This window comes from Pseudomonas sp. 1 R 17 (genome assembly GCF_900067035.1).
GTDB lineage: Bacteria > Pseudomonadota > Gammaproteobacteria > Pseudomonadales > Pseudomonadaceae > Aquipseudomonas > Aquipseudomonas marginalis.
In genome coordinates this window covers 81,055-106,677 of the sequence record NZ_FKLB01000042.1, presented here as the reverse complement: position 1 = coordinate 106,677, position 25,623 = coordinate 81,055, and the positions used below count along the sequence as shown (strand labels likewise).

Sequence of the window (25,623 nt, the reverse complement as noted above, 5' to 3'; positions counted from 1 at the left end):
TTCTCACTTCAAATTATCAAAATATGCACGCCCACCGGTAGGACGAAATGCGGTTCCACCATCAACAGCGTTGGGGTTTCTGATAACAACTGTACCACTAGCCTCATCCCAAAAGGCACTTCTTCCTCCACTCAGTTCGCGAGACGACGTAGGCTTGCTAACAACTTCTTTAATATGCTTCGAAAACTCCTCACGTGTAGTTATCCCAAGGTCTTTATATTCTTCTTGATCAACCACATGCTTATCAAATGCATGACCGTCAGCTATTTCTTCAGCAATTTCCTGCGCTCGTTTTCCCGCATTGGCAGCAGCCGTTGCGGAGCTCCCAGTGACTTGGGCATCGGTACCAGCCTCAATAGCTCCGCCTTTCCCGGCGCTTGTGCCCCCTCCAGCTAATGCTTCTCCCTCAGCAGACTCACTGAACATTCCCTTTATTTTTGACAGGAAGCCAACGCTGCCGGCGGCTCCCTCCTCCAAGAAAAACTCTGGGAAGAGGCCAGTCAGTATCAGCAGAGAAATATTTTTCTTGAGCTTGTCAATGTCGGATACCGACTGCTGCATCGACATTCCGTTGTCATCAGACTGATCCGTAGGATCAAGGTGGAACCCTTGGTCATTGTACTTCTCCGCCGTCCCACCAATCAGGCTGCCCGTCGCTGGATTTCCACCCGCCACACCGGCCGCAATCAATCCAATGATCTGCGCTGTGCCGATTTTCAGTTGGCTTCCTGCGGCGCTCAAGTCAGTCGCATCAAAGCGGGAGCTGACGAACTCTGACAGTAGACCATTCGCAATAGGCGTCAGGCCCTCAGCCACACCGCCTGCGATGGCTCCGCTGGCAAAACTATCACCGCGAGCCTTGGCGATCAAACCGCCCAACGCCGCATGCAGGATCAGCTTCTCAGCAATCTTAGGCGCTACTTCCAGGCCCGCCGCCAAATCACCAATTGCCTTGTTACCTAAAGCGGCGCCAAGATCGATGCCCTCACCGATCAACGCATCTCCTAGGTTCGAGCCAAAACTTCCACCATTGATAGCAGTAGACACACCACTATTGATCAGGGCATGAGTGCCGCTGCGCAATAGGGTATCCGCCCAGTTTTCCGGGCTGAGCATACTGGAAGCATAACCTGGGTTCTGCAACGGCCCAGTGCTGATGACTTTCGATCCACCATTCGCCGCTCCGCTAGTGCCGGAAAACCATTTGGTGTCTGCATAATCGATAAGACCTGCCGTAACACCTGCGATAGCAGCATTTTTCAGGCTACTGCCGCTGAAAGTATCCTTGAGCGCGATACCCAGGTTGCCCTTGTTGGAAATCGTACTGTTGATTGCTGTGCTGGATAGACTGACAGCCACTGCTGCCTGCATAGGACTAAGCCCAAGACCTGCTGGCCCCATTACCAGAGATAGAGCGATGGCAAGGATTACCTGAGCACCAGCTCCCAGCCCGGAATGGCTGTACTTGAAGGACTCGTGCACCTCCTTGACCATGCGCCAGTCCACGTCACCGCGCTTCTCTGCCTCCTTCATCCACGCAAGAGCTGGATCGGCCTTGACCATCGCATCAATGGCCTGGCTAACGGTTTCCTGATCGACCTGTTTCACGTCAATGTGTAGGCCTTCAACAGCATTGATCACCAGTTCTCCCTTCGCGGTGATCTGGCTCTGACGCAATGTTTCATCGGTCGCGCTTTTGGTCGACATCGATGTCCAAGCCAGGCTAGTACTGCTCTTCTCGTGGCTCTCCTGATGCAGATCCTTGACTGCCTCGAAGGTCACTGAACCGCCACTGTTGATAATCAGGTCTTCGCCGCTGTTGAGCTTCGCTGCCTGATAGCGCTGGTTTCCACCGCTGGCGAGCACCATGTCGCCGCCAGAGGTGATCTGACTACTGATATTGGTAACTTGCGTGACTTCGTCACGCTTGGTTTTCTTGGCGCCGAAAGAGCCTTTGCTCTTTTCATCGTAAAGGGAGTAATCACTGTTCTGAGCGGCGAAAACTCCAAGTTTGTTACCCGCTGCGAGATACGCTTCCTTGCCAGCAGTAATGCTGCTGGAGATCACCGCCATGTCTTTACCGGCCGTCACGGCCACATTCCCACCAGCGCTTATACTGCTCGCGACCTGCCGGACGTGGTCCTCCTGAATCGTCAGCTTTTTACTTTTGAAGAGAAAATGGTTTTCATCTGCGGCTGAAGCAATAGTTACGTCACCCGCCCCGACCATGGCGATATCCCGCTCAGCATCGATGTCGCCCGCAACAACCGTAACATCGCGGCCAGCCTGAACCGAAACGTCCCTCCCGGCACTGATACTGGCGCTGTACTGAGTAGTGCTGCTGCTGTTGCGGTTGACGCCGCGACCCAGACTATTGGTGGCCTGCGCGGAAGCGATGTTCACGTCCCGACTGGCGCCCAAGATCACGTCACGCCCACTTTGCAGTGCGCCACCGATGTTATTGATATCTCGCCCCGCCGAAATATTCAGGTCGTTGGCCGACTCGACGCGAGCCGCGCTGTCGACGTAATCGTTACGAACCTGATCTTTTCCGTAAGCAATCTGCGACGAAGTCACCGTGCGCTCGTTTGTTACATCGCCTGTAAGCGCCGTTAACGCCACATCCTTACCGGCGATAACGCCGCCCGCCTTGTTGGTGAGGTCCTTGCTGGCCAACAGATCCAATCGACCACCCGCCTGCACCAGCCCGCTGCTGACCATGTCCTGGCCAGCAACGGCAGACAGGTTATTGGTGGCTTTTAATGTACCGGCATTGGTCAGGTTCTTGCCGGCGATCATCGTCACATCGGTGCCTTGAATCAGCGCCCCATTAGGTGCCAGCCGATTATTGGCCTGCGCCATGTACAACACCGGCACCAGCACCTTCTCGCCATTAACCTCATGTTCTTCAAGCCAGACTATGTCGTGAGTCAGCGCCGCGACCTGTTGCGACGTCAGGGTCACACCAACTGCGAGATTGAGTTCATTCTTACTCGCGATCGCGTTGTTCATCAGGTACTTGAACTGATCCTCATTGGAGGTCTGGCCATCGATGAAGGCTTGGCCGGTGCGAGCGACCACAGCTTGCTGTACCAAGCGTTGTTCGTAGAGCCCGTCACCGAGGCGCTTGGCGCTGGTATCGGGGTCGTAGCCAAGGCGTGTGAGCAAGTAGTCCGAACTCATGAATTGCTTGAGGTCGGTGAGTGCGGGGTTGGTTTCGATCAGGTACTTCGGCGGCTTGACCGCCGTCACGCTGTTAGGGAGGCCTTGCACGCCCACGATGTGGCTGACGGCCGCACCCGAGGTGTCTTGGGCGTTTAGTCGGAACAAGCCGTTTTGACCCGTCGGCAGGCTGAAACCCGGCAACGCAGTTGGGTCAACTTGCAGTTGTGCCAGGTCCGGCGGCAACTGGCGGTTGAGCAAGACGGTTGAAGGTTGGGTCACGCTGAAAACGCTGGTGTTCGCTGACCGCTCCTCAACGGCAGTCGTGGTTTTCTGAACCACCAGATTGCTGATGTCGTTACTTGCTGAAACTTTGGAGGCGCCGCCAGCCTGGATGATGGCCGGTGCAGCCGCTTTGCCATCGGCCTGTACCGTCACAGGGTCGTTGATGCCATAAAACAAGGAAGGATCAAACTTCGCGACCAGTTGGCCAAACGCCACGGGATCAAACGGACCCGAACTCGGATGCTGGTTGTTGTAGGTGCGTACATCGCTCATCAACCGGTAAAAGTCACTCCCCGAAACCCAGTTACCGGCGCCCACCTCGTGACCGGATGTGCCCGACGCGGAAAGAGCCGCCTGGTTGGTGATGTTGGTGCTGGTGATGGATAGGTCGTTTGCCGCCGACAGCAGGCTGTATTGGTTGAGGACGCTTGTGCTGTTAACCGTGAGGTTGTGCCCCGACACAAATGTGGCCATGGGTGAGTCAACGCTCACGGTGCTTTCAACTGTTTTGTAAATGAATACCGGGCCACGCACACGTGGGCTTTCAGGGCCGTCACAGTGTTGTACGCAGGACATGGTCATGAAGCCGCCTACGACCACCTGCTCCATGCTGAATTTGTCGCGCTGGTTAGCGAAGTTTGCGGCGTCGACGTTGATGTCGCCGCCGGCCTCGATGCTGCCGGAGCGGTTTTCCAGGCGTTGGGCTGAGCTGCCTGGCGCTCTGCCTGTGACGATAAGATTGCCAATGCTGTAGATGTCGGCGTAGCGGTTTTTGATGCTGTTCGCCTGGAGGCTCATATTCCGACCGCTGAATATGAAGCCGCGGCTGCCGTCTTCGGCCTGATCGTTAAGGAGTGTCTCAGCGTTGATCACCAGGTCTTGCGAGGCCGCCAGGCCCCCGTAGTTGGCGAGGCCCGTGGCGGTCACGGTCATATCGCTGCCAGAGGTCAATCGGCCGTAGTTATTCAACTGGCCGATGACATTGATATCGGTTTTACCGCCGCCCGTGATACTGGCGGTAGCGCCGAGGTCCAGCTGAGAGGCAGCCACTTTCAGCTCGGCCAGGCTGCTCATCCGGCCGCTGCCCGAGTAGCCACCGGTCAACTTCAGGCCCAGCGTCCCGTCGCTGCCGATCACGCCGTCATTGACCCAGGTGTCGCCTGCGCCGAGAAACGCCGTCGACGCCAACAATTGCCCGGTGGCGGTTTGTGTGAAGTTCGTAACATTGACGTTGAGCGTGCCGGCCTGAATGACCCCGCTGTTGGTCCAGCTTTCGGCATCCAGAGTCAGGTCACCGCCCGTGGTGAAGCTGCCGCCGGCGTTCATTACATCGCTGCTGGCCACACCAAAGTTGCCTTTGCCGGCATGCACGATGCTACCGCCAGTGTTCAGCAAACTGCCGGTCGTGAGGTTGATATCGTTGTTTGCCGTCTCCAGCATGCCGCTCTGGTTATTCAGCCGCCCACCAATCTGGAAGCGGGTGATGCCACTGTTGCCGAGTGCGCGCAGTTTGCCGGTCTGGTTGTCGATGCTGGCCGCTGTGATCGTTAGGGTACTGTCGCTTTCGATAATGCCGAGTCGGTTGTTCAAATCACCGTCGAGGGTCAGGTCGATTATCTGGCCGGAGATTTGGCCACCTTTATCGCCGCTGTTGTCGAAGTTGTTGCCGGTGACGATCACGCCCTGCTTTGCATAGAGCCCACCCTTGCGGTTATCGAAGTCAGCAGTTCGGGTGTCGATCAGCGCGTCACCATCTTGTGCAGCGATGCGTCCGCCGTTGCTGTTGATACCTGCCAGCGCGCGCAAATCAAGCGCGCTCGCCTGGACCGTGCCGCCTTTGCCGTCGAGGTCGTAACCGTTCTTGAGTACGCCAACAAGGCGTGCGGTGAAGGCGTTTTTCAGGCTGGACAGCGTGCCGCCACGGTTATCCACGTTGTCGGCGGTAACGCTCAGTTCGCCGTCCTGGGCGATGATTTTGCCGTCGAGGTTGTCGACATCACCTTTGGTTTCAAGCACCAGCGTCGTTTGGCTTTGCAGCGTGCCGTTGCTGTTCTCCACGCTGGCGACATGCAGGTTGAGGTTTGCGTTCTTGCTGTAGATCAGACCGTCGTTGTCATTCTGCACCTTGCCGGTGGCCGTCAACAGAAGCTGACCGTTGGCGGCGACTGTGCCGCCGTTACGGTTGTCCAGGCCACCGATAAGCAGCGTCATCATGCTCTGGCTGGCGAGCTGACCGCCCTGGTTATCGACCTGATCGGCTCGCTTGAGCAGCAGGTCTCCCACACTGGCGACTGTGCCCTTGGTGTTGGTCAGGGTGCCCAGCAGATCAAGGGTGGCCTCTGCGTTGGTCGCGATGCTGCCGGCAGTGTTGTCCACATCGGTACCGGTGACGGTCAGGCCGAGTTGGGAGCTGATGGCGCCGCTGACGTTGCGCAGCGTCATGGCGGCGGCGACCAGCGTCTCTGCGCTGTCCATCTGGCCCTTGTCGCTGTTATCCAACACACCGTTGACGGTGAGCGTCTGTCCTGCTCCGCTGGACAGGCTACCCTGCCGGTTATCGATGTTGTCCGCACTGACCATCAGCGCTTTTTGGCTAACCAGCGCGCCTGCGTTGCTGTTGTCCAGATCGCCGCTGAGCTTGACGCTGACTTCGCCGTTGAGGCTGGAGAGCTTGCCGTGGTTGCTGTTGTCGAGCTTGCCGCCTTTGACTTCAAGGCCCTGCAACCCAGAGATCAGGCCCAGTTGGTTAAGCACCTGATCGGCTTTGATAGTGAGCGTTTGCTCGCCGATCAAGCTGCCGTTGTCGCTGTTGTTGAGTCTGCCGCCAGTCAGCCGGATACTTACCTTGCTGGCGATTGCACCGCCGCGGTTATCCAGGTCTGCGCTGACAATGCGCAAGTCGCCCTGGCTATAAATTTTGCCTTGGGCATTGAGGAGATTATCTGCGTTGATGCGGGCCTTATCAGCGCTGAGCACCTTGCCGCCATTGCGGTTATCCAGCGTACCTGCGGTAATTTTCGCGAGACGTTGCGCGCTGACAATACCGCCGATGTTATCCAGGGCTTGATCCACCGAAACACGCACGTCATGGCTGGCAACCACACTGCCGTTGTTATGCATGTCCTGGGCGCGGATCTTGATATCGCCCGTGGTATTGCGGGTGTTGTCGTCGTTGACGCCCGCTTCGATGATCGCGTTGTTGGTCAACCGCCCCTGGGTACGAAGCACGATCTGGTCACGAGCCGCGATGTTTTGCTGGATACTCAGCGCATCGCGGGCCTGCAAGTTCACGCTACTGCCGTAAACCGTGCCCTGCATATCGGTACTGGCAGCTTTGACGGTCACTGCGTCAGTGGCAGCGAGTTGCGCAACGGTCAGGTCGCCATTGGCGGCGATCTGAATATCGCCCGCGCTGGCGGCCATTTTCCCGTCAAGCTTTACCCCGACCCCAGCTTCACTGCTGACCAGCTTGATCGCCCCGGCATACATCCCACCCAGGGACGAAGAGTCGATCGCCAGTTGCGGTGCAGTCGCCGGGTCGGCGGCACGCGCGGTGGCCTTGAGCGTCTTGGCGTCAACGTCATTAGCGCCGGCAATGATCGTCAGGTTCTTGGCCTGGATCTCCGCATTGAGCTTGGCCGAGCGGGTGATGATTTCGAAGCGATCGATGTTGTTGGCATTAAGGCCCGCACCTTCGATGGCGACGCTGCCTCCGTCGACTTGGTAACGATTGACCTGGCCGTTTTCGATCACTGCTTTACCGGTGGTCAACGTGGCTTGCGGGGTATTGATAAAACCGCAGCCATTGCAGGTGATGCCATACGGGTTGGCCACGATCACGTGGGCCGACTGCCCAGCCACCTCGGTGTACCCGCGCAACTGACTCGGACTGCCGCCGTTGACCTCGTTGAGGATCACGCTGGCTGCTGTGCCGTTGAGGTTCTGGTTGCCGAGGATAATCCCGCCCAACTGGGTCGACTGGGTGCGGCTGGTGGCGTTGTTGAGGATGACGCCCTGCTGGCCGACGTTGTAATCCTGGAACTGGTTATGGGACAACCCGCTGCCATTGGGCGCCGCGATATTGACGATGGGTACGCCATTGCCCGCCTGGCCCAGCGTAGTCCCCGGCGCGCTGACCACAATCCCATCCGCCTGCGCCAGCAACGGCTGCCAGAACATCGCGTTGGCCAGGATCAACGCCAAGCCGCGCTTGGGCAGTCCCAGGAAAGTGGAGCGCGTTTTCAAGGCCGCAGAAGGTTGGCGCGCAAGAAAGGCGAACTGGCGAACGTCCATGTGATGTCTCGATGCCCAAGGGGCGGTAAAAATTTAAAGGAAGAAATCCAGGCGAAAATAGACCGGCGCTTCACGTTCAGTGATCGGCCCCGGGCGTTCCAAAGAGTGTGCAAAGGTCACCGTGGCGGCGACGTTCTGGCCGCGCGCGAACAACTCCACGGAGTTGCTGCTCATGCGTCCGTGCTGTTCGGCGTTGTAGCGGCCATGGCTGATCACGCCTTGGTCATAACCAAGGCTGGTGCCGTATTCATTGAACACCGGCTGCAACCACGCGATGGTCACCGGGCGGCTCCAGCGCAGGTCGTTGCGCCAGTAGCCGCCGCTATCGCCGGCCAGGCTTTGATCCTTGTAACCACGTATCGATGACTGCCCGCCCAGGCTCATGCGCTGGGGGCTGAACAGCACGTCTTCGCTGCGCTGGCCGGTCATCAGGCTGCTGAAACTGAACGACTCGCCCCACAGCTTGAACGGGTACAGGTAGCTCAGGGTCGCGGTGTATTTGCGGTAGCGCGCATCGGCCTGGCCGGGGCGCGGATTGTGGTTGGCCTGGGCGTCGAATGCGCCAATGCCGTCCTGCATGCCCAGGTCGATGTTGAGGAATGAGCCGCCGATACGTCGACCATGGTTGATGCCGAACTGGGTTTCGCTGAGGCGGTTACTGCTCAACGCGAGCTTGCTGTCTTCGATGAAGTTGTTGGTGCGCAGGTACGCCACGCCGGTGCTGAGGGAGGTTTTGCTCAGGGCGTCGCGGTGAATCACCCGTTCCAGGCGCAGTTGATGGTTCTGGCTGTCGCCGGACTGCTTGAAGTTGAAACCGCTGGCCTGGGCCAGCGAGCGGTATTCGGTTTCGCTGTAGCTGTAATTGAGGTTCCACCAGCCAAATGGCAGGTTGTAATTGAGCATCGAATTGCGCGAGGTTTTTTGGTGGTCGCTGACGGCATCGTGGCCGCCACGCAGGGAGAGTTGGTCGGCCAGGCCCAGCGGGTTGTCCCAATCCAGGCTGGCGCCCCACTGCTGTTCGCCGGTGGCGCGCTGGCCACCGTTGTGGCGGGACAGGCCGACGCGCCAAGGTTTTTGCGGGGTGTTTTTGACCAGCACGTCGCTGCCGCCGACTTCCTTGCCGGGGGCCAATTCCATCTGGGCCTGGTTGGAGGGCAGACGGTTCAGTTGGTCGACCATCTGCTCGATTTCGCGCAGGTTGAGCAAATCGCCTGGTTTGCCTGGGAAGCTCATAAACAGCTGGCGGCCGGTGATGCCGCTGCCTTCGGCGCCCTTCAAGCTTTCCAGCCGGCCTTCCACCACTTGTACCTTGAGGTTTCCGCTGGCGAGGTTTTGCTGCGGCAGATAGGCGCGACTGGTGACCAGGCCTTTGGCGAGGTAGTGATCGGTGATGACTTAGAGCAGATCATTGAGCTGCGCCACGCCGAGGCATTGGCCGATATAGGGTTTGATCAGACTGGCGCGCTCGCCATCGGACAAGGCATCGGCGCCGGCAAGTTCGATGGTGTTGATCGCAAAGCAGCGCGTGTCGGCGGGCGCTGTCGGCTTGGTAGGCGTAGCAGCTTTGCCGGGCAGGTCCTTGAGTTCTTCGAGTCGGCGTTGTTGCTCTTCGAGCAGGCGATCCTGGCGGTCACGGATCAGATCAGTAACGCCGGGCGTGTTCTGCGGGGTAGCGCCTTGAGCTGTCCCAGCAAAGCCCAGGCAAAAAAAAGCGGACAGCAGACTGAGCCTGGTCCGGTGTGCCGAACGCCACATTTCTAGATCCCTCTACATGGCTTTGTGCCATCACTTGGCGGCGATCTTATGGTGGCGTTTTAGTGGCGTCAATTAAATGTACAACTTTGTTTCAGTGGTGACACACGATCACTTGTAGTCTGAAAAATTAAGGCCTTTAACATCAATTACTTAACAGAAATCGTGAACATGCAATTCAGGTCCGTACTTGGCAACGCAATTGGGAGGTAAATTCGCGCCTCTGGCTTAGCCGGCAGTTTTTTATGGGAGAAAACCGCTCAATGGTGGTGCTATTGGCTGATTGCCTTTTTTAGAGGAGTGCGGCCAGTGAGGTATACCCCATCATCGGCGCAGAACGCGCCCAGATTGACGCCAACCGCAGTTTTACCCGGCCCGCCTTTGGTTGAAACGACCGCAGTGACTTTCATGATATTGACCTCGGAATCGTAGGATTTGAGATGCATTCATGCGGGTCACGCTGCGCGCTTTGATCGCCCCGGAAAAATCCAAGGCAAAAAAAAGCCTGCATCGCTGCAGGCTTTTCCCTATCTGGCTCCACGACCTGGACTCGAACCAGGGACCCAATGATTAACAGTCATTTGCTAGCTGTTAGTCGCAACGGTGCCACGGAAGAACGTGGTGGATATATAGGGTTACTGCATAGCGTGCGCTGTATGAGCTCAGCACGCCACGAAAGTTAGTCGTGTTGGATTGGGTTGTCAAAGCGTGGCAAAGCAATGACTTGTAGGAAAAGGAGGCGGCAGCAGTCAGCTAACGGGCCGTCTCCAATGCGTGTCTGAGCGGTTCGACTGCCAGATGGCGTTACTCCAAAGTTGTGGCAATTCGTAGCTACAGTACTAAAGGACAGACTATATTTAAAATTACTAAACCACCAAAGAATGGAATCGTGAGCTGACATCGTTTGCTGACGCCCTATCCAGCAGCCTTCACTACCGACAATGACAGAAGAAAGTCCTTCCAACCGCGTAAAGCTCGTTCGAAGTCATCCAAACTTATAGTTATTGAGAAGTCCTCATCATAAAGTGAATAAATTTTAACTCCACTTTTCGAAATATGGGTTGCCCAGGCATCGCGGGCCCATTCAGTGGAGACCTCATCCTCTCGCCTCACTGCTATCAATCTATTCAGGCCCTCGTCTAGCCAAGCAACAGTTTCGAAAAAAGGTATGCCCCCATCGTCGATCAGTAGACAAGCAAGAATATCTATATTATCAGGCCCCACATAATCAGTGCTACACCAAGGTGTCGCTATGCCGGTTGACCCTTCTAAAAAATAACGAATATTTCCCTTACCTCTTACGGGCATACGGTCCACTACGAGATCCCCCCACCTCATCTTGATTTCACTAAAACCGGCTATAACTCAAAAATCCATGATCATTTCCTTGAACTTTAATCACAGTAGGCCGCGTACCAGCTGCACACTGAAAATAAATCTGCTTTCCTTAGCAAGTTTTCAAAGCTCGTACTTACATATCAAATTTTGTAGATCACCAGCGCTTTCAGGATATTTATTCCCAAGAGCAAGCATAGATTCCTTCATGGCCTCCTTAACCGCCTGAACACTATAAACACGAGAATCAGGAAAAATACCGCTCATGTTCTGATCAGCTGAGAAAACATAATGCCCAGAACAGGCACCCGGTTCGTATTCAAACTCCCAACCCGGGTCACCAGAAAGCCCTTCGCAACGTATAAACATCCTCTGCAAAAGCCCTTCTAAGTCACCCTCTGAAAACGCACCGATAGCAAACCAAAGAATCCAATACAACAGATCCTCGCTATCTCCCGGCAACTCACCCCACTTCATTTAACAACTCCAATTGGAAATACAGTTCAAACATATATCCCAACAGCTTTTTATATTAATCGGGGCCTGAAACCTCTACTTACCAGCAACAACTCCCTGCAGTCTCTCACCCGTCGCCTGATACTGAATGAGCGCTCTATGCAAGAAAATAGAGGTCAGACCAACATTCCCATTTTTAAAGAGTAATTCTGCTGGGCTTTATAAAAAAGTGGTCTGACCCCGATTTCTTGAGTTCCATCATCAACGGCTGATGATGCCTCATATATTGCTTCGGTCGCTGCCATAAGCGAATCCTCTCCACCAGCTAAGGACAGCGCCGATACAGCGCGAGCTTGGCTAAACAGCTGAAGGTCTTCTACATTTAAGCTTTGCTCTTCGTCCAGGCTGTCATGCAAGCAAATACTTCTCATCTAACTGTGCAGCTAAAGCATCTAGCCCAAAAACCTGATCAGTCGTGAGTTTATTACCCGATTGTAGCTACCTAAGAGACTCGGCAAAAATAAAACTTCTACTGGGCAGTCCTGAAAGCAAGTTCGCAAGCCAATTTTACAGCACCTCTTCGTTATTCCTCACTGACTACCTTAAGTTTTTCTACAAAGCTTTTCTCAACCATTTCTAAACGCATAATTATTATTTAGTCTCTGGCAGTGGCTTTAATGACGCGGACACATCCTGTGCGCTCTTTAAACTACGACTGCCAAAATGTCAGACAGACGCCATATTCATCGAGAAGATCGTCAGCAATTTCAAACTGAAATACCTTCTCTGGAAAGGCATCGAATAAAGCGCGCTTCCAATATCTAGTGATCTGTTCAGCAAACAAATGACAAAGACGATAATCTTCTTCCGACAGACCCACTTTAAATACGGGTCTGCCCGGTGCATCCTCCCACTTTGAAAAGAACTGATTTATTGAAAAAATATTTCTGTATCGTTCAACGTCTCTACGCGATGTACTTTTTTCCAACACACTAGATTCGGTCTCAACCAGCCCGCTCAAATGAAATTTTTGTGGATCGTATTGCTGAGCGTTAGGCAGCCAGAAAATGTGACCATTGGCCTCAATAAAATCAGGAGAGAGCAAACCCAGAACAGAAATTGCCTGTTCTAATGAAACCAAGTGCCCTACATATGAAAAAAACTCTCCGGAGCCAATATCTGAAACAAACAGACTCAACGACTCTTTAGAAATATTACCCTGATAAACCTTCATCATTTCAACTCCAAGCTATCAAGAACCGACTGAGGAACATTTCCCTCAAAAAATTTTGTGTCACTTCTCTTCTTGGGGAAATATGTTCCATTCGGGGCTTGGTTCCATTCGACCACCTTAATCCGAGAGCTAGACACATCATATAGTGCACGCCCCTCAGGACCGTAGACAACAACATGCCCATTTCCAAGATTCGCATAAGAATCGGAAGTTTGCCCTTGCAACGGATACTGAACACCACCACGCGTTCCCGTGACCGTCACATTCGTTTGCCTGAGCCCCTTGGTATAATCTAAATCAATAGAGGAAAATAGGGCTCAGACCACTATTCTCATTTTTTAAATGAGCAATTTTTATGGCCTTTATAAAAACGTGGCCTGCCCCCGATTTCTGCAAATAAACAACGGTGGGTTTCCCACCAGAACTAGCTAATTCTCCCATCGCTTTTGCACCAACTAATTACGGCGAAATCAAAACCACTGGAAAATTTAAAATTTTTCCTTCAACATAATCCCAAGATAGGGCATGCAACTTCTTTGATACGCGCGAATCTATTGACATAAGTAACATCAAGAAAGTCTCCAGTTCGTCACTATACTCTATTCCTTTTATACCTAAATTATCGTGCAGCCTTCCAGAATACTCACTTTCAACTCCATCATTCGAAAAGACATAAATTATCTCAGAGGTAATATCTGAGTAAACAATTGACTGAACAAAAACCTTACTGTTTATAGACGGAATGACCATTCCACACATCCTTAAACTCTTCAACGCCCATTTTGTACTGCGTACCATTAAAAGGATCTTTAATCAACACCCTGCCAACGTCATCCACTCCATCAACCACGACCCAGTGCCCTACTTTATTTCCAGAATCCCACATCATTGCACTCCAAGAGCCAGTTTTATTGAGTGCATTGAAGCTAGATACATCGACTGCATTCCCAACCCAACCAGAATCAACTGTATTCAATTTTCTCGCCAAGGAGTTCATGGAAGTAAGCTCGGTTCCAAGGTCAACCTGAGAAGTAAGAACACCTCGATCCTTTAACAGCATCTCACCACAGGCAGCACCGCAAGCTGTAGGAGTGGATTGTTTTACCACGTTAGGGCTAGCAATCTCGTCCAAAACATTCCAAGTCCCACCAGCCCCAGCCTGTATTTCTTTTGGACCTAAATTACTGCCGCTGCCTTTCGCAATTGCTGCTGCGTCATCAACAGCGTTACCTGCCCCAGATAAAACTTTCGACCCACCTGTAAGAACGGGGGCCAGTGCGCCTGCTATGGCTCCACCATCACCTACGGCCTCTAAAATTAGCTTACCCCACTGCCCTTGTCGAATATATTGCTCTTTCTGAGCCGTCCATGCCGACTCCCGTAGACACGAGATATCACCGCACTTAAGACCCGCCTGTTTCATGTTGATCAGAGTATAGATGTTACAAAAATCTGTCTGACAATTTTCCAATAGCTTATTGGTAAGGATTTGTTGAGCTTGGTCGTACTGCGCTTGCTCAGCAGGCGTAAAGAGATTTTGCTTGTCTGCCAACGGTTTCCATTCATCAAGCTTTTCAAGAATGCAGGGAACTTTCCCTTTACAGGTCGCATCGATTTGTTTAGCCAAAGCTTCCTGCTGGCTGTGCTCTAAATAATTGTAAACTGTGCCCTGCTGCGCTACCCAGCCTGCAACCTCCTGGTCTTTTGCACTCCCTCCCAAACCTGCCGCAACCGTCATTCCGATCAATTGAGAAGTCATAGCCAAGAGCCGTTCGTGGGCCGCACCTGGGAACAAGTCGTCCCCAAATGCTTGCACCAGCGCTTTGTTAGCGCCTGCTGCAATAGCACCAGAGGCGAAATCTCCACCCGCAGCCTCCGCGATCAGTCCCCCAACGATCGCGTGTACCGCTACTTTAGTGGAAAGCTCTGAACCAACCAGCTTCGCACCCACCTGCTCATAAATCATTCCGGATAGAAGACTCGCACTCAGATCAAGGGCGGCTTGGCCAATATTTTCAGTAAAACTGCCGCCATTCACGACGGTTTTAAGCGCAGAATTGACAGCGAGTTGTCTCCCTAAATCTGCTGCGGTGAATGCTCCAGTCACACCAAAAAGCTTTGCTATAGGGCCACTTAGTCCTGCGATCGCGTAGCCTTTCAGGCTGTCAGAAGAGGTTACATCCTTAGCAATATCTCCCAAGTTTCCTTTGTTATTGATGGCGCTCGTTGCTGTTTTTACAGCAACTCCTGTGTACACAGCGCTCGCAGCGAGGCCTGTAGTGGAAGTAGCTGCAACGCCTACAAGTTCGGCCCCCAATCCCCAAGTAAAATAGGTGACGATGATAGCGATTACTAGGGCTGCACCACCTCCCAAACTTGAGTTGTTGTATTTGAAGCTCTCGTGAATTTCCTGGACCTTGCGCCAGTCCACGTCACCACGCTTCTCGGCTTCTTTTAACCAAGCCAGTTGCGGATCTGCCTTGACCATTGCATCTATAGCTTGGCTGACCGTCTGCTGATTGACGTGTTTTATGTCAATGTTCAGCCCGTCAACGGCCTTAATCACAATGCTGCCTTTGGCAGACATCTGAGTCTGCTTAAAGGTCTCATCGGTGTTACCTGCACCGCTCATCTTGTTCCAGGCGAAACTGCTTTTGCTTTTTTCGTGACTTTCTTGATGAAGATCCTTCATCCCTTCGAAGCTGACACTGCCACCACTGACAATCGTCAAGTCTTCCCCACTTTCCAATCTGGCGACCTGATATGTCTGATCACCCTGACTCTGAATCGTGAGATCGCCCCCGGTCTTGATTTGACTGCCTATATTGCTGACTTTCATCAACTCATCACGCTGAGTTTTCCCTGAGCCGAACCCTCCTCCTCTTTTCATGTCGTACAGCGAATAATCGCGGTCCTCAGCTGAAAGCAGTCCGAGGTTCTTCGCCGCGACGAGGTAGGCTTCATCACCCGCACTGATACGACTGGCAATCAACGCCAGATCTTTACCCGCACTCAACGTCACATCGCGGCCGGCGGTTATGCTCGTAGATATCTGGCTGACGTGGTCTTCTTGGCGCTTGGTGCTGGATGTCTTGGAATAGGAGTGCTGCTCATCAGCGCCTGAGGCCAAATAGATATCGCCGCCCGCGCTCATCGATACGTCGCGCTTGGCCTCAATTTCACTGGCAATCGCAGTGAAGTCACGCCCCGCAGTCACTTTCAGGTCACGCCCGGTCTCAACACTTGAACCACTCTGGGTAATTTCCTCGGAGCGATTACGCTTGCCCCCATTCATCGTGTCGTGCTGTTGCGCAGCAATCAGATTGACGTCGCGCCCTGCAACGATGGCGGTGTCATTGCCGCTTTGCAGTACACCACCTTCACTGGTGACGTCACGGCCGGCACTGAGGCTCAGGTCGTTGGCAGCTTCGATGCGGGCTGCGCTGTCGATGTAATCGGTGTGTTTGGAGAAGCCGATGTTGTAACCCGCCCCGGTCACGGTGCGCTCGTTGATCACGTCGCCGTTGACCGCGGCCATCGATACATCGCGCCCGGCAATAATGCCGCCGGACTTGTTGATGATATTGTTGCCGGCCAGTAGGTCCAGACGATTGCCAGCCTCGATCAAGCCTCTGTTGATCAAGTCGTTGCCCGCAACTGCCGACAGGTTATTGCTTGCGCGCAATGTTCCAGCGTTTTCCAGGTCTTTCCCGGCGATCAAGTTCACATCCTGGCCCGCAATCAGCGCGCCATTGGGCGCCAGGCGACCGTCGGCCTGGGCTAGGTAAAGCACTGGTACCAGCACTTTTTCGCCGTTGACTACGTGTTCTTCAAGCCAAACGATATCGTGGGTCAGCGCGGCGACTTGCTGATTGGTCAGCGACACCCCTACCGACAGATCCAAGCTCTGCTTGCTACGGATGGCGTTGTCCATCAGATAGCGAAACACCGCCTCATCAGAGGTTTGACCATCAATAAAACGCTGGCCGGTGCGTTCAACGATCGCTTGCTGGATCAGGCGCTGTTCATAAAGGCCATCTCCCAAACGCTTGGCGCTTTCGTCCGGGTTATAGCCAAGACCGGCCAGTAGGTAGTCAGAACTCATGAATTGCTTGAGGTCGGTGAGTATCGGGTTGGTTTCGACCAAGTATTTATGTGGCTGGGAGGTCGCCTTGCTTGAAGGTAGGCCTTCCACGCGTGTAACAGTCTGACGACTGACTAACGAAGCTTCCCTGCCAACAGGCTGACCTACCGATGCCACACCCACGACGGTGGCCAGCGGAGTAACACCAGGAATGCTTAGGTCGGGGGCTGTAACATCATGCTGACTATCGTCTACGTGAGTCGTGCGATCTACGTTGATGTTACTCGCCTCGCGGGCGGCGACAGTCACTTGAGGAGTGCTCGCCGTGATGAGGCCTGCATCGTCGAATTGGATCGCACGCCCTTGTTTTTCAGGCATGGCTTGTTGGCGCTGAGCCAAGCCGATGTCAGCTGCGCCCATGGTCCAACTTTGCGCTTCAGGACGAGCCTGCCCCGCCTGCTGGGTGCTCGCGCCCTGCTCGCTCAAGCGGAACAGGCCGTTTTTGCCGCTGGGCAGGCTGAACCCCGGTAGCGTCAATGGGTCGACTTTCTGCTGAGCTAGATCCGGAGGCAGTTGGCGATTGAGGTTGATGATCGTGGAGTTGCCAGTACCTGAAACCTGGGTATTGATGTCGCGAGATGATCCGGCAACGGTTGTACTAAAGGAACGCTCGACACCGTTGGTGATTTTGTTGGCCGCATTGATGGACACATTACCGCCGGCTTGAATAACGGCAGGTACAAAACTGGCCCCTGGAGAAGCAATTATTTTTTCGGCGAACGGTGTGGCGTTGAGGATTTCTGCCGGTGCCTGAACAGTGACGCCTGGTATGAAGTTAGCTTTAGGCACTTGCGCACCCACCCCTCCCTTTGGCCCGAAATTCAATGAATAGGTTGCAATAGCTTGACCACGATCGCTGGGCTGCTTAAGTCCAACGCTGCTTTCCTGTTCTGCCGCGTTCCAGAAATGAATACTCCGGTTATACGTTGGGTCGTTTTTCGCGTTGTAGTTAAATATCCTCGCCCAAAGATCCACGCTGGGGCGCATCGTTATATACTTGAGACTCTGATACCCCCCCAGTGCACTGGCTGTGTTGTTAAAATCATTGACTGCAATATTGATATCGCTGACAGCGGAAACAGTGGAGTTAAAGTTCTCGAACTTGTCGCCCTGCACACTCAGCTTTTTGCCCGACACGAGACTGGCCGCCACCTGCTCACCCGTGGCCTCGACATTAAAGTTTTGCTGCCAGACGAGATGAGAGGTGAAAACACCATTCTGTCCGACATAGCTACAGTCAAGGCACCTCACCCCAATCGAGGCAGACACCGCGTTCGTGGCCTTGACACTGAAACTCTCCATCTTATTCGCCACAACCGCTGCCTTAAGCGACATATCCCCCGTCGACTCAATCCGCCCAGACAGGTTATCCACCCGCGCTGCACGCTCAACACCGTTATATCCACCCACCTCGACCCCGCCGAGGCTGTAAACATCGCTGTAGGTGTTGGTCAACGTCCCCACCTGCAACTTCATGTCGCCACCGCTGAGCAACAGCGAACCCTCATTGGCCCGAATCCGCTCGTTGGTCAGGGTCTGCGCATTGATCAGTAAATTCTGTGCGCTCGCCAAAGTGCCCAAGTTACTGACTCCGCCGGCGTTGATCGTCATGCCACTGTTGGAAGTCAAGCGCCCCCGGTTGGTCAACTGCCTGGCCACCGTCACGTTGGTCAGCCCGCCACCGGCCATGCTTGCCGGCTCGTTAAGAGTCATCTGCGCCGCCAATACGTCCAGCGCCCCAACGCTGCTAACCCGTCCATCCCCCTGGTAATTGCCGGTCAATTGCAACGCCAGGCTGCCGTCACTGGCAATCACCCCGTTGTTCGTCCAGTTCCCGCCCTTGCCTTCCAGGCGCGTAGACGCCAGCAGTTGGCCGGTTTGCGTTTGGGTGAAGTTATTGACGTTAACGTTCAGGCGCCCGGCCTGGATCACGCTGCTGTTGGTCCAGGTGTCGGCGTTAAGTGTCAGGCCACCACGGGTGACGATGCTGCCGCCTGCACCGATGACGTTGGGCAAGGAAATATCAAAGTCACCCTCGCCCACATGCAACAATTGGCCGCCGCTGTTCTGGAAGTTGTTCGCCGCCAGGGTCAGGTCGGTGTTGGCGGTTTCTACCACGCCATTGCGGTTATCAAACAGATTGCCGATCTCGAACAGAGTCTTGCCTTCGCGTCCCAGGGCGCGCAGCTTGCCGCCCTGGTTGTCGACGCTGTCGGCAGCCACGCTCAGTGTTGTATCGCTTTCAATCACACCCGAACGGTTGACCAGTACGCCGCCCACGCCCAGGTCGATCGCGCCGCCGGCCATTTGCCCGGCGCTGTTGTCCAGGTTCAGGCCTGAGAAACGCAACAACCCTGTGGCGAACGCGGCGCCGTTAGCGTTGGCGAAGTAGTCGGCGTTGACCACGGTGTCGCCCGCCAGTGCGGCGATGCGGCCACCCTGATTGTCGAGGCTTGCAGCGGTCAGGTTCAGGCGTTGGCCTTGGGCGATGCCGCCCAGGTTGCTCTGGTCATAGCCGTTACGCAGAACGCCGGTCACTTTGGCATCCAGCAACCCCTTGAGGCTGGCCAAGGTACCGCCACGGTTATCCAGCGTGTTGGCTTTCAGGTAAGTGTCGCCGGTTTGCGCCAGCAGTTTGCCGCCCTGATTGTCGATGTCGCCAGTGATGTCCACATTCAGGCCGTTCTGGCCTTGCACCCTGCCCTTGGCGTTGTTCAGGCTGGAAGCGTTCAACTGCACATCAGCGGTCTGGCTGTAGATCAGCCCATCGGCCTGGTTTTGCAGCACGCCGCTGGTGGTGATTGCCACCCCTTCCTTACCGGCGATGGTGCCGCGCTCGCTGTTGTTCAGCCCGCCGGCAAACAGCGTCAGCAGACCTTGGCTGGCGATCTGACCGTCTGCGTCGTTGTAGACTTGGTTTGCTCGTTGCAGCAGCAACGGACCAACGCTGGCGAGTTTGCCGCCACCGTTGTTGAGGTTGCCAAGCAGGTCAAGGGTCAACCGGCCGTTGCTGACCAGGATGCCGCCGTTGTTGGTCAGGTCCGTGCCGGTGATGGACAGGGCTTGCTGGGCGTTGATCGTGCCGGAGATGTTAGCCAGCGTGGTCGCTTGCACATCCAGGGCGGCGCCGCTGTCAATCAGGCCGCCGTTGGCATTGCTCAGTAGCCCGGAGACAGTCAGGCTCTGCCCCGCTACGCTGGAGAGAACCCCCTTGTCCCGGTTATCCAGGCTGGCCGCACTGACGTCCAGCCGGCCCTGGCTGACCAGTGCGCCCTCCGCGTTGTTGAGCAACGCCCCCGTCAGGCGCACATCCACAGCACCGTTGCGGCTGGACAGCGTTCCATGATTACTGTTGTCGAGGCTCTCACCACCGACTTTCAAGCCTTGCCAGCCGGACATCAAGCCATTCGCTGCGTTAAGCAGGTTACCTGCATTGAGCGTTAGCGCCTGGCTGCTGATCAGCTTGCCGGCGCTGTTGTCCAGGGTGCGCGCCGCCATCGAAAAGCTTTGCTGGCTGGAGATTTCACCGCCCTGGTTGTTGAGGTCACGCAGGTTTTTCAGGGTCAGCGGGCCGTCGGCAAGGAGCAGGCCGTTACGGTTATCCAGGTCGCTGTTGTTAAGGTCAATGGTCACGCCCTGCTCGCCGACAATACGACCGCCCGCCACTGCCAGGGCATTGACGTCGATGCCCAGCGCACCTTTAGCTGAAACCTCACCACCGCTGCCGGTATTGAGGCTGGCAGCGGTCAGGCTCAGGCTGCCTTTGCTGTTGATCAGGCCGCCCACAGTGTTATCCAGGGCCATGGAGTTGAGAGTGACAGCAGCGCCCAGCACGTTGCCATTCTGGTTATTCAAATCAGCACTTTGTACGGTCAGCGTTTGCGCCGCGCTGATCAAACCCTGCTCGGTGTTCATCAGCAGTCCATCACTCGTCAACTGCAGGTCACTGCGGCTACTCAAGGTGCCGCCACGGTTGTCCAAGGCCGCCGCGCGAGCATCAAGGCTGGCTGCGCCGATCAGGCCTTTGATGTTGCTCAGCGCCTGGTTGACGCGCAGGGTCAGCCCTTGGTTGCTGAGCAGTTTGCCGTTGCTGTTATCCAGGCTTTGCGCGGCCAGGGTGAAGGCTTGGCCGCTGGAGATTTCGCCGTGCTGGTTGGTGACGGTGTTGAGGTTGTTGAGCAACAACGGGCCCTTGGCGTTGAGCAAGCCGCCTGTGTTATTCAATACGCCGTTGTTCAGGTCCAGGCTCAAGCCGGCGTTGCTGAACAGCTTGCCCCCTTGCTGGTCCAGCCCGGTGACGCTGGAGGTCACGCCCTGCTCGCCGCCGATGTTGCCGCCGTTGTTCAACTGGCCGGTAGTCAGCGTCAAGGTGTCGCCGCTGTTGAGGCGACCTCCCTGGTTATTCAGCACGCCTGTGGTGACTGAGACCGGGCCCTTGCCGCTGATAGTGCCCTGTTCGTTACCGATGTTGGCACTGCGCAGCGTCAGGTTGCCATCGGTGACTAATTTACCACTGTGGTTATTCAGATTTTCGGTGACGGCGACGTTCAGGCCTTGGGCACTGGAAAGGCTGCCCTCGCTGTTATTGAGGCTGCGCGCCTTGATACTCAGCGTATCTTCACTGCCCAGCACACCTTGGCTGTTGTCCAGGTCGCCTGCCAGTTCCAACATCAACGGTTGTTGGCTGAGCAGCTTGCCACCGTTGTTGTCCAGCGACGTGCCGGTCAGGGTCAGGCGCTGGCCGCTCATTACACCCAGTGTGCGGTTGATGATCTGATCAACCGTAAGGCTCAGGCCGCCTTCCGCATACACCACGCCCTTGTCACTGTTGTTCAATTGCTGGCCGGTGACGGCGACGTCGGCGTTGCCGGTCAGCTCACCGGCGCGGTTGTCGATCATATCTACGTCGAGTTTCAGCGCTTTTGTGGCGCCTACCAGACCATTACGGTTATCCAGGCTGGCGCCGCGCAGGTGCAGGCCTTCGGTGCTGATCAGCTTGCCGTTCTGGTTGTCGATGCTCGCGGTGATAGCCGTAACCTGGGCCTTGCCGGCGATCTCGCCATGACGGTTATCCAGGGCGGCGCCGGTCAGCAGCAGGGCGCCGTCGGCAATCACGCTGCCGCGTTGGTTATCCAACAGTTCGGTGGCGCTGATGGTTACATCACCCCGGCCACTGAGCAGGCCGTCAGTGTTGTTCAAGCGGGTGCTGCGGGCGTCGAGGCCAACGGCGTTGATATGGCCTTTGACGTTGGTCAGCGCCTGGTCAACGCGCAAGGTCAGCGCTTGGTTGCTGATAAGTTTGCCGTGGCTGTTGTCGAGTTTTTTCGCGGCCAAGGTGAAAGCGTTCTGGCTGGAGATTTCGCCGTTCTGGTTATCGATACTGGCAAGGTTTTTCAGCGCCAGAAGGGGAGCGTTGATCACGCCTGCGTTGACCAGTTCGCCGTTGTGCAGGTCGAGAGTCAGTTGCGTGGTGCTCACCAGCTCGGCGCCGCCCCGTTGAGTCAGGCCGGTGAAGTTGGCGTTCAGGCTGCCGACGCTGCCGATATGCCCGCTGTTGGTGACTTGGGTGGCCGTGAGGTCGAGGCTGTCGGCACTGGTGACGCGCGCGCCAAAGCCGTTTGTGAACCCGCCGGTAGTGATGGTTGTGGCGCCCTGGCTTTTGAGCAGACCGTTGGTGTTATCGAGGCTAGCGCTGGTCAGCTTGAGGCCCTGTGCACTCTCGAGGGTCCCGCCTGTATTGAGCACGTCCGTGGCGCTACTGAGGGTCAGCGGGCCGGCTCCGGAGAGGCTGCCGCCAGTGTTATCGAGGCGCTGAACAGTCAGGTCCATCGAACCTTCACTGGTGAGTTTGCCGCGGGTGTTGTCCAGGCCCGCCGACAGTTGCACCGCCAAAGAATGCTTGGCGCCGAAGGTGCCTTCAGTGTTATCCAAGCGAGCGCCAGTGAAGCGGGTGTTCTGGGCGAAGACCAGACCTTTCGCCTGGTTGATCACCTCGTCCATCGCCAGCTCCAACGCAGTCCCGGCCAGCAGCTTGCCGCCACTGTTGTCCAGGCGCTGACCACGGAGGTCAATGTTTTGCTGGCTGGAAATTTCCCCGACGCGGTTGTCGAGGTTGCTGACGTTGAGCTTCAGCGCTTTTGTAGCAGCTACCAGGCCCTTATCGCGGTTATCCAGGGTGTCGGCCTTGAGGTTCAGGTTGCCCTGGGCGACCAACTGGCCGCCCTGCTGGTTCAATACACCTACGGTGGCCTCCAGATCTTCCTGGCTGGCGATGCGGCCCTTGGTATTATTGACGTTGTCCAGGGTCAGGCGAACCGGGCCTATGGCGCTGGCAAGACCGCCCTGGTTACTCAGCGATTGCCCGGCGATTGCCAACGCCTGCTTGCTGTTGAGTACGCCTTCACGGTTGTCTATCTGGCCAATGTGCAGGTCCAGATTCTGATTGGCACGTACCGCACCACCACGGTTATCCAGGCTGGCACTGCGCAGAGTCAGCAGGTTTTGCCCGGACAGGCGGCCTGTGCGGTTGTCCACGCTGCCCGCCTGAATATCCATCACGCCTTTGGCCAGTACTGTACCCTTGGCTTGGTTGTCCAGTAGTCCATTGACCTTCACCGTCAAGCCACCATCGCTCACCAGGCTACCGGACTGGCTGTTATCCAAGCTGGCCGACGTGACGTTCAAACGTTGGCCGCTGCCCAAGGTACCACCCTGGTTGAAGAGTACGCCGGTGGTGGTCAGGTCGAGGCTGATATCCCCCATTACCTTGCCGCCATGGCGGTTACTCAACGTCATTGCGTTGACCACGCTGGCACCGCTACTGGACACTTCACCATCGTCATTGAGCAGGTCGGCACCGAGGGTCAGTGCCAAGTCCTTGGAGCTGCTGAACACGCCGCTGCTGTTATCCAGACGGGCCGCCTGGGTGGTGAGCCCGGCGGCAGAAATAACACCTTTAAGGTTGACCAACGCCAGGTCGATTTTGAGGCTTAACGCTTGATCACTGAGCACCTTGCCGGAGCCGTTGTCGAGGCTGCTGGCAGCCAGGACAAATGATTGCGTACTGGAAATTTCGCCTTGCCGGTTATCAACGGCATTGAGGTTATTCAGAGTCAGTTGACCGCCGGTGTTGATCAAGCCGCTACGGTTGTCGAGGTGGCCATGGTTAAGGTCCAGGGTTAAACCTGTGGTACTGACGAGCTGGCCGCCGTCATGCTGATCAAGGTTGTGCAGGTTGGCCGTGATAGCTTGAGCGCTGGCGATCTGGCCGGTGGCGCTGTTATCCACCCCGCCCGCTTCCAGGTCCAGGTTGCCCTGGCTGGTGAGCGCCCCCCTCTGGCTGTTGTTGAGCGAGCCGGTAGTAACATGAACAGCCTGGCGCCCGGCAATAAGACCACCCTGGTTATTGATCAGGCCCGTGGCATTCAAGCTTAACGACTGCCCCGCCGACACCAGTCCAGCCACGTTATCCAAAGAGGCCAGTTGCAAGGTGACCTGTGCCTGGCTCGACACCTCGCCATTGCGGTTGATCAGTCGCCCGATGCCTGCCGTCAAGTTTCCCGTGCTGGTGACCAGACCGTTTTGGCTGTTGAGCAGTTGATCGGCCTTTATCTCAAGATTGCTCGCGCTGAGGATCCGGCCCTGGTTCTGGTTGTCCACGTTTGTCGCGGTCAGTTGCGCATTGCGTTGGGCACTCAACGTGCCGCCCTGGTTTGTGAGTTCGCCGGTGTTGACGCTGAGGTCACGACTGGCAATTACGGTCTTGCCAGTGTTGTCGATGGCTTGTGCTTTTAAGTGCACATCACCTTGGCTGTTGCGGCTGTTATCCGCGTTGACGCCCGCTTCGATAATCCCGTTGTTGGTCAGCCGGCCACCGGCGTCCAAGATGATGCTGTCCTTGGCAGCGAGGGTTTGTTGGTTGGTCAGTGCGCCTTGGGTTTTCACCGACAGTTCGGTACCGGCGTAGACCGCGCCTTTCGCGTCGACACTCTGAGCTTTCACGTTAACGGCCGCGGCGGCCGAGGTCTGGCCCATGACCACATTGCCTGCGGCATCAATCTGGATGTCACCGCCGGCGACCATGTCCCCGGACAGTTTCACCCCCACACCCGCCTCGGTGCCCACCAGCTTGACCGCACCTACGTACATACCGCCCAGCGCCGACGAATCAATCGCCAGATCCGGCGCCTTGCTGCCGTCCGATGCACGCGCCGTGGCGTTCAAGGTGCGTGCGTCCACATCGTTGCGACCCGCGACAATGGTAAGTTTTTTTGCCTGGATCTGCGCGTTAATGGTGGTGGCGCGGGTGATGATTTCGAACTGGTCGACGTTGCTGGCATTCAGGCCGGTGCCGTCAATGGCGACACTGCCTTGATCGACTTGATAGCGGCTGACCTGGCCGTTCTCGATCACTGCTTTGCCGGTGGTCAACGTGGCTTGCGGGGTATTGATAAAACCGCAGCCATTGCAGGTGATGCCATACGGGTTGGCCACGATCACGTGGGCCGATTGCCCCGCCACTTCGGTGTACCCGCGCAACTGACTCGGACTGCCGCCGTTGACCTCATTGAGGATCACGCTGGCTGCTGTACCGTTGAGGTTCTGGTTACCGAGGATGATCCCGCCCAACTGGGTCGATTGGGTGCGGCTGGTGGCGTTGTTGAGGATGACGCCCTGCTGGCCGACGTTGTAATCCTGGAACTGGTTATGGGACAACCCGCTGCCATTGGGCGCCGCGATATTGACGATGGGTACGCCGTTACCCGCCTGGCCCAGCGTTGTGCCCGGTGCGCTCACCACTATCCCATCCGCCTGCGCCAGCAACGGCTGCCAGAACATCGCGTTGGCCAGAATCAACGCCAAGCCACGCTTGGGCAGTCCCAGGAAAGTGGAGCGCGGTTTCAAGGCCGCAGAAGGTTGGCGCGCAAGAAAGGCGAACTGACGAACGTCCATGTCATGTCTC

Annotated in this window: 6 protein-coding genes and 1 pseudogene; all 7 read right to left on the bottom strand. The window is 55.9% G+C overall.

The genetic code is table 11. The annotated features are described in order from the left end of the window. Positions 1-3 precede the first annotated feature (3 nt). The 7 genes and pseudogenes from BFP99_RS15215 to BFP99_RS32840 all read right to left on the bottom strand — a co-directional run bounded on the left by BFP99_RS15215 (position 4) and on the right by BFP99_RS32840 (position 25,613). Positions 4-7,740: a two-partner secretion domain-containing protein gene (locus BFP99_RS15215; RefSeq protein ID WP_141690783.1), complete on the bottom strand. Its 7,737-nt coding sequence runs from the start codon at positions 7,738-7,740 to the stop codon at positions 4-6. Between the two features lie 33 nt (positions 7,741-7,773). Further along, positions 7,774-9,495, bottom strand: a pseudogene (locus BFP99_RS15210) (ShlB/FhaC/HecB family hemolysin secretion/activation protein). A gap of 1,455 nt (positions 9,496-10,950) precedes the next feature. After that, complete coding sequence (locus BFP99_RS15200) at positions 10,951-11,304, bottom strand: hypothetical protein (RefSeq protein WP_065947609.1); 354 nt, start codon at positions 11,302-11,304, stop codon at positions 10,951-10,953. Positions 11,305-11,459: 155 nt separating this feature from the next. After that, positions 11,460-11,699 (bottom strand): hypothetical protein, encoded by a 240-nt coding sequence (locus BFP99_RS32850; protein WP_141690782.1) that lies wholly within the window; start codon positions 11,697-11,699, stop codon positions 11,460-11,462. 293 nt (positions 11,700-11,992) lie between these two features. Next, positions 11,993-12,520 (bottom strand): hypothetical protein, encoded by a 528-nt coding sequence (locus BFP99_RS15195; protein WP_256098145.1) that lies wholly within the window; start codon positions 12,518-12,520, stop codon positions 11,993-11,995. Between the two features lie 456 nt (positions 12,521-12,976). Beyond that, the gene (locus tag BFP99_RS32845; protein WP_141690781.1) at positions 12,977-13,267 is read right to left on the bottom strand and encodes a hypothetical protein; all 291 of its coding nucleotides are present in this window, start codon (positions 13,265-13,267) and stop codon (positions 12,977-12,979) included. Beyond that, entirely contained in the window at positions 13,242-25,613 is a 12,372-nt protein-coding gene (locus BFP99_RS32840; RefSeq protein ID WP_065947608.1) for a two-partner secretion domain-containing protein, read from the bottom strand. The genes BFP99_RS32845 and BFP99_RS32840 overlap by 26 nt, the downstream gene beginning before the upstream one ends. Positions 25,614-25,623: the final 10 nt, after the last annotated feature.

What these genes read in the sequence shown, in the direction of transcription:
- BFP99_RS32840 (WP_065947608.1), bottom strand. Translation starts at nt 25,613, where the DNA reads ATGGACGTTCGTCAGTTCGCCTTTCTTGCGCGCCAACCTTCTGCGGCC.
- BFP99_RS15200 (WP_065947609.1), bottom strand. Translation starts at nt 11,304, where the DNA reads ATGAAGTGGGGTGAGTTGCCGGGAGATAGCGAGGATCTGTTGTATTGG.
- BFP99_RS32845 (WP_141690781.1), bottom strand. Translation starts at nt 13,267, where the DNA reads ATGGTCATTCCGTCTATAAACAGTAAGGTTTTTGTTCAGTCAATTGTT.
- BFP99_RS15195 (WP_256098145.1), bottom strand. Translation starts at nt 12,520, where the DNA reads ATGATGAAGGTTTATCAGGGTAATATTTCTAAAGAGTCGTTGAGTCTG.
- BFP99_RS15215 (WP_141690783.1), bottom strand. Translation starts at nt 7,740, where the DNA reads ATGGACGTTCGCCAGTTCGCCTTTCTTGCGCGCCAACCTTCTGCGGCC.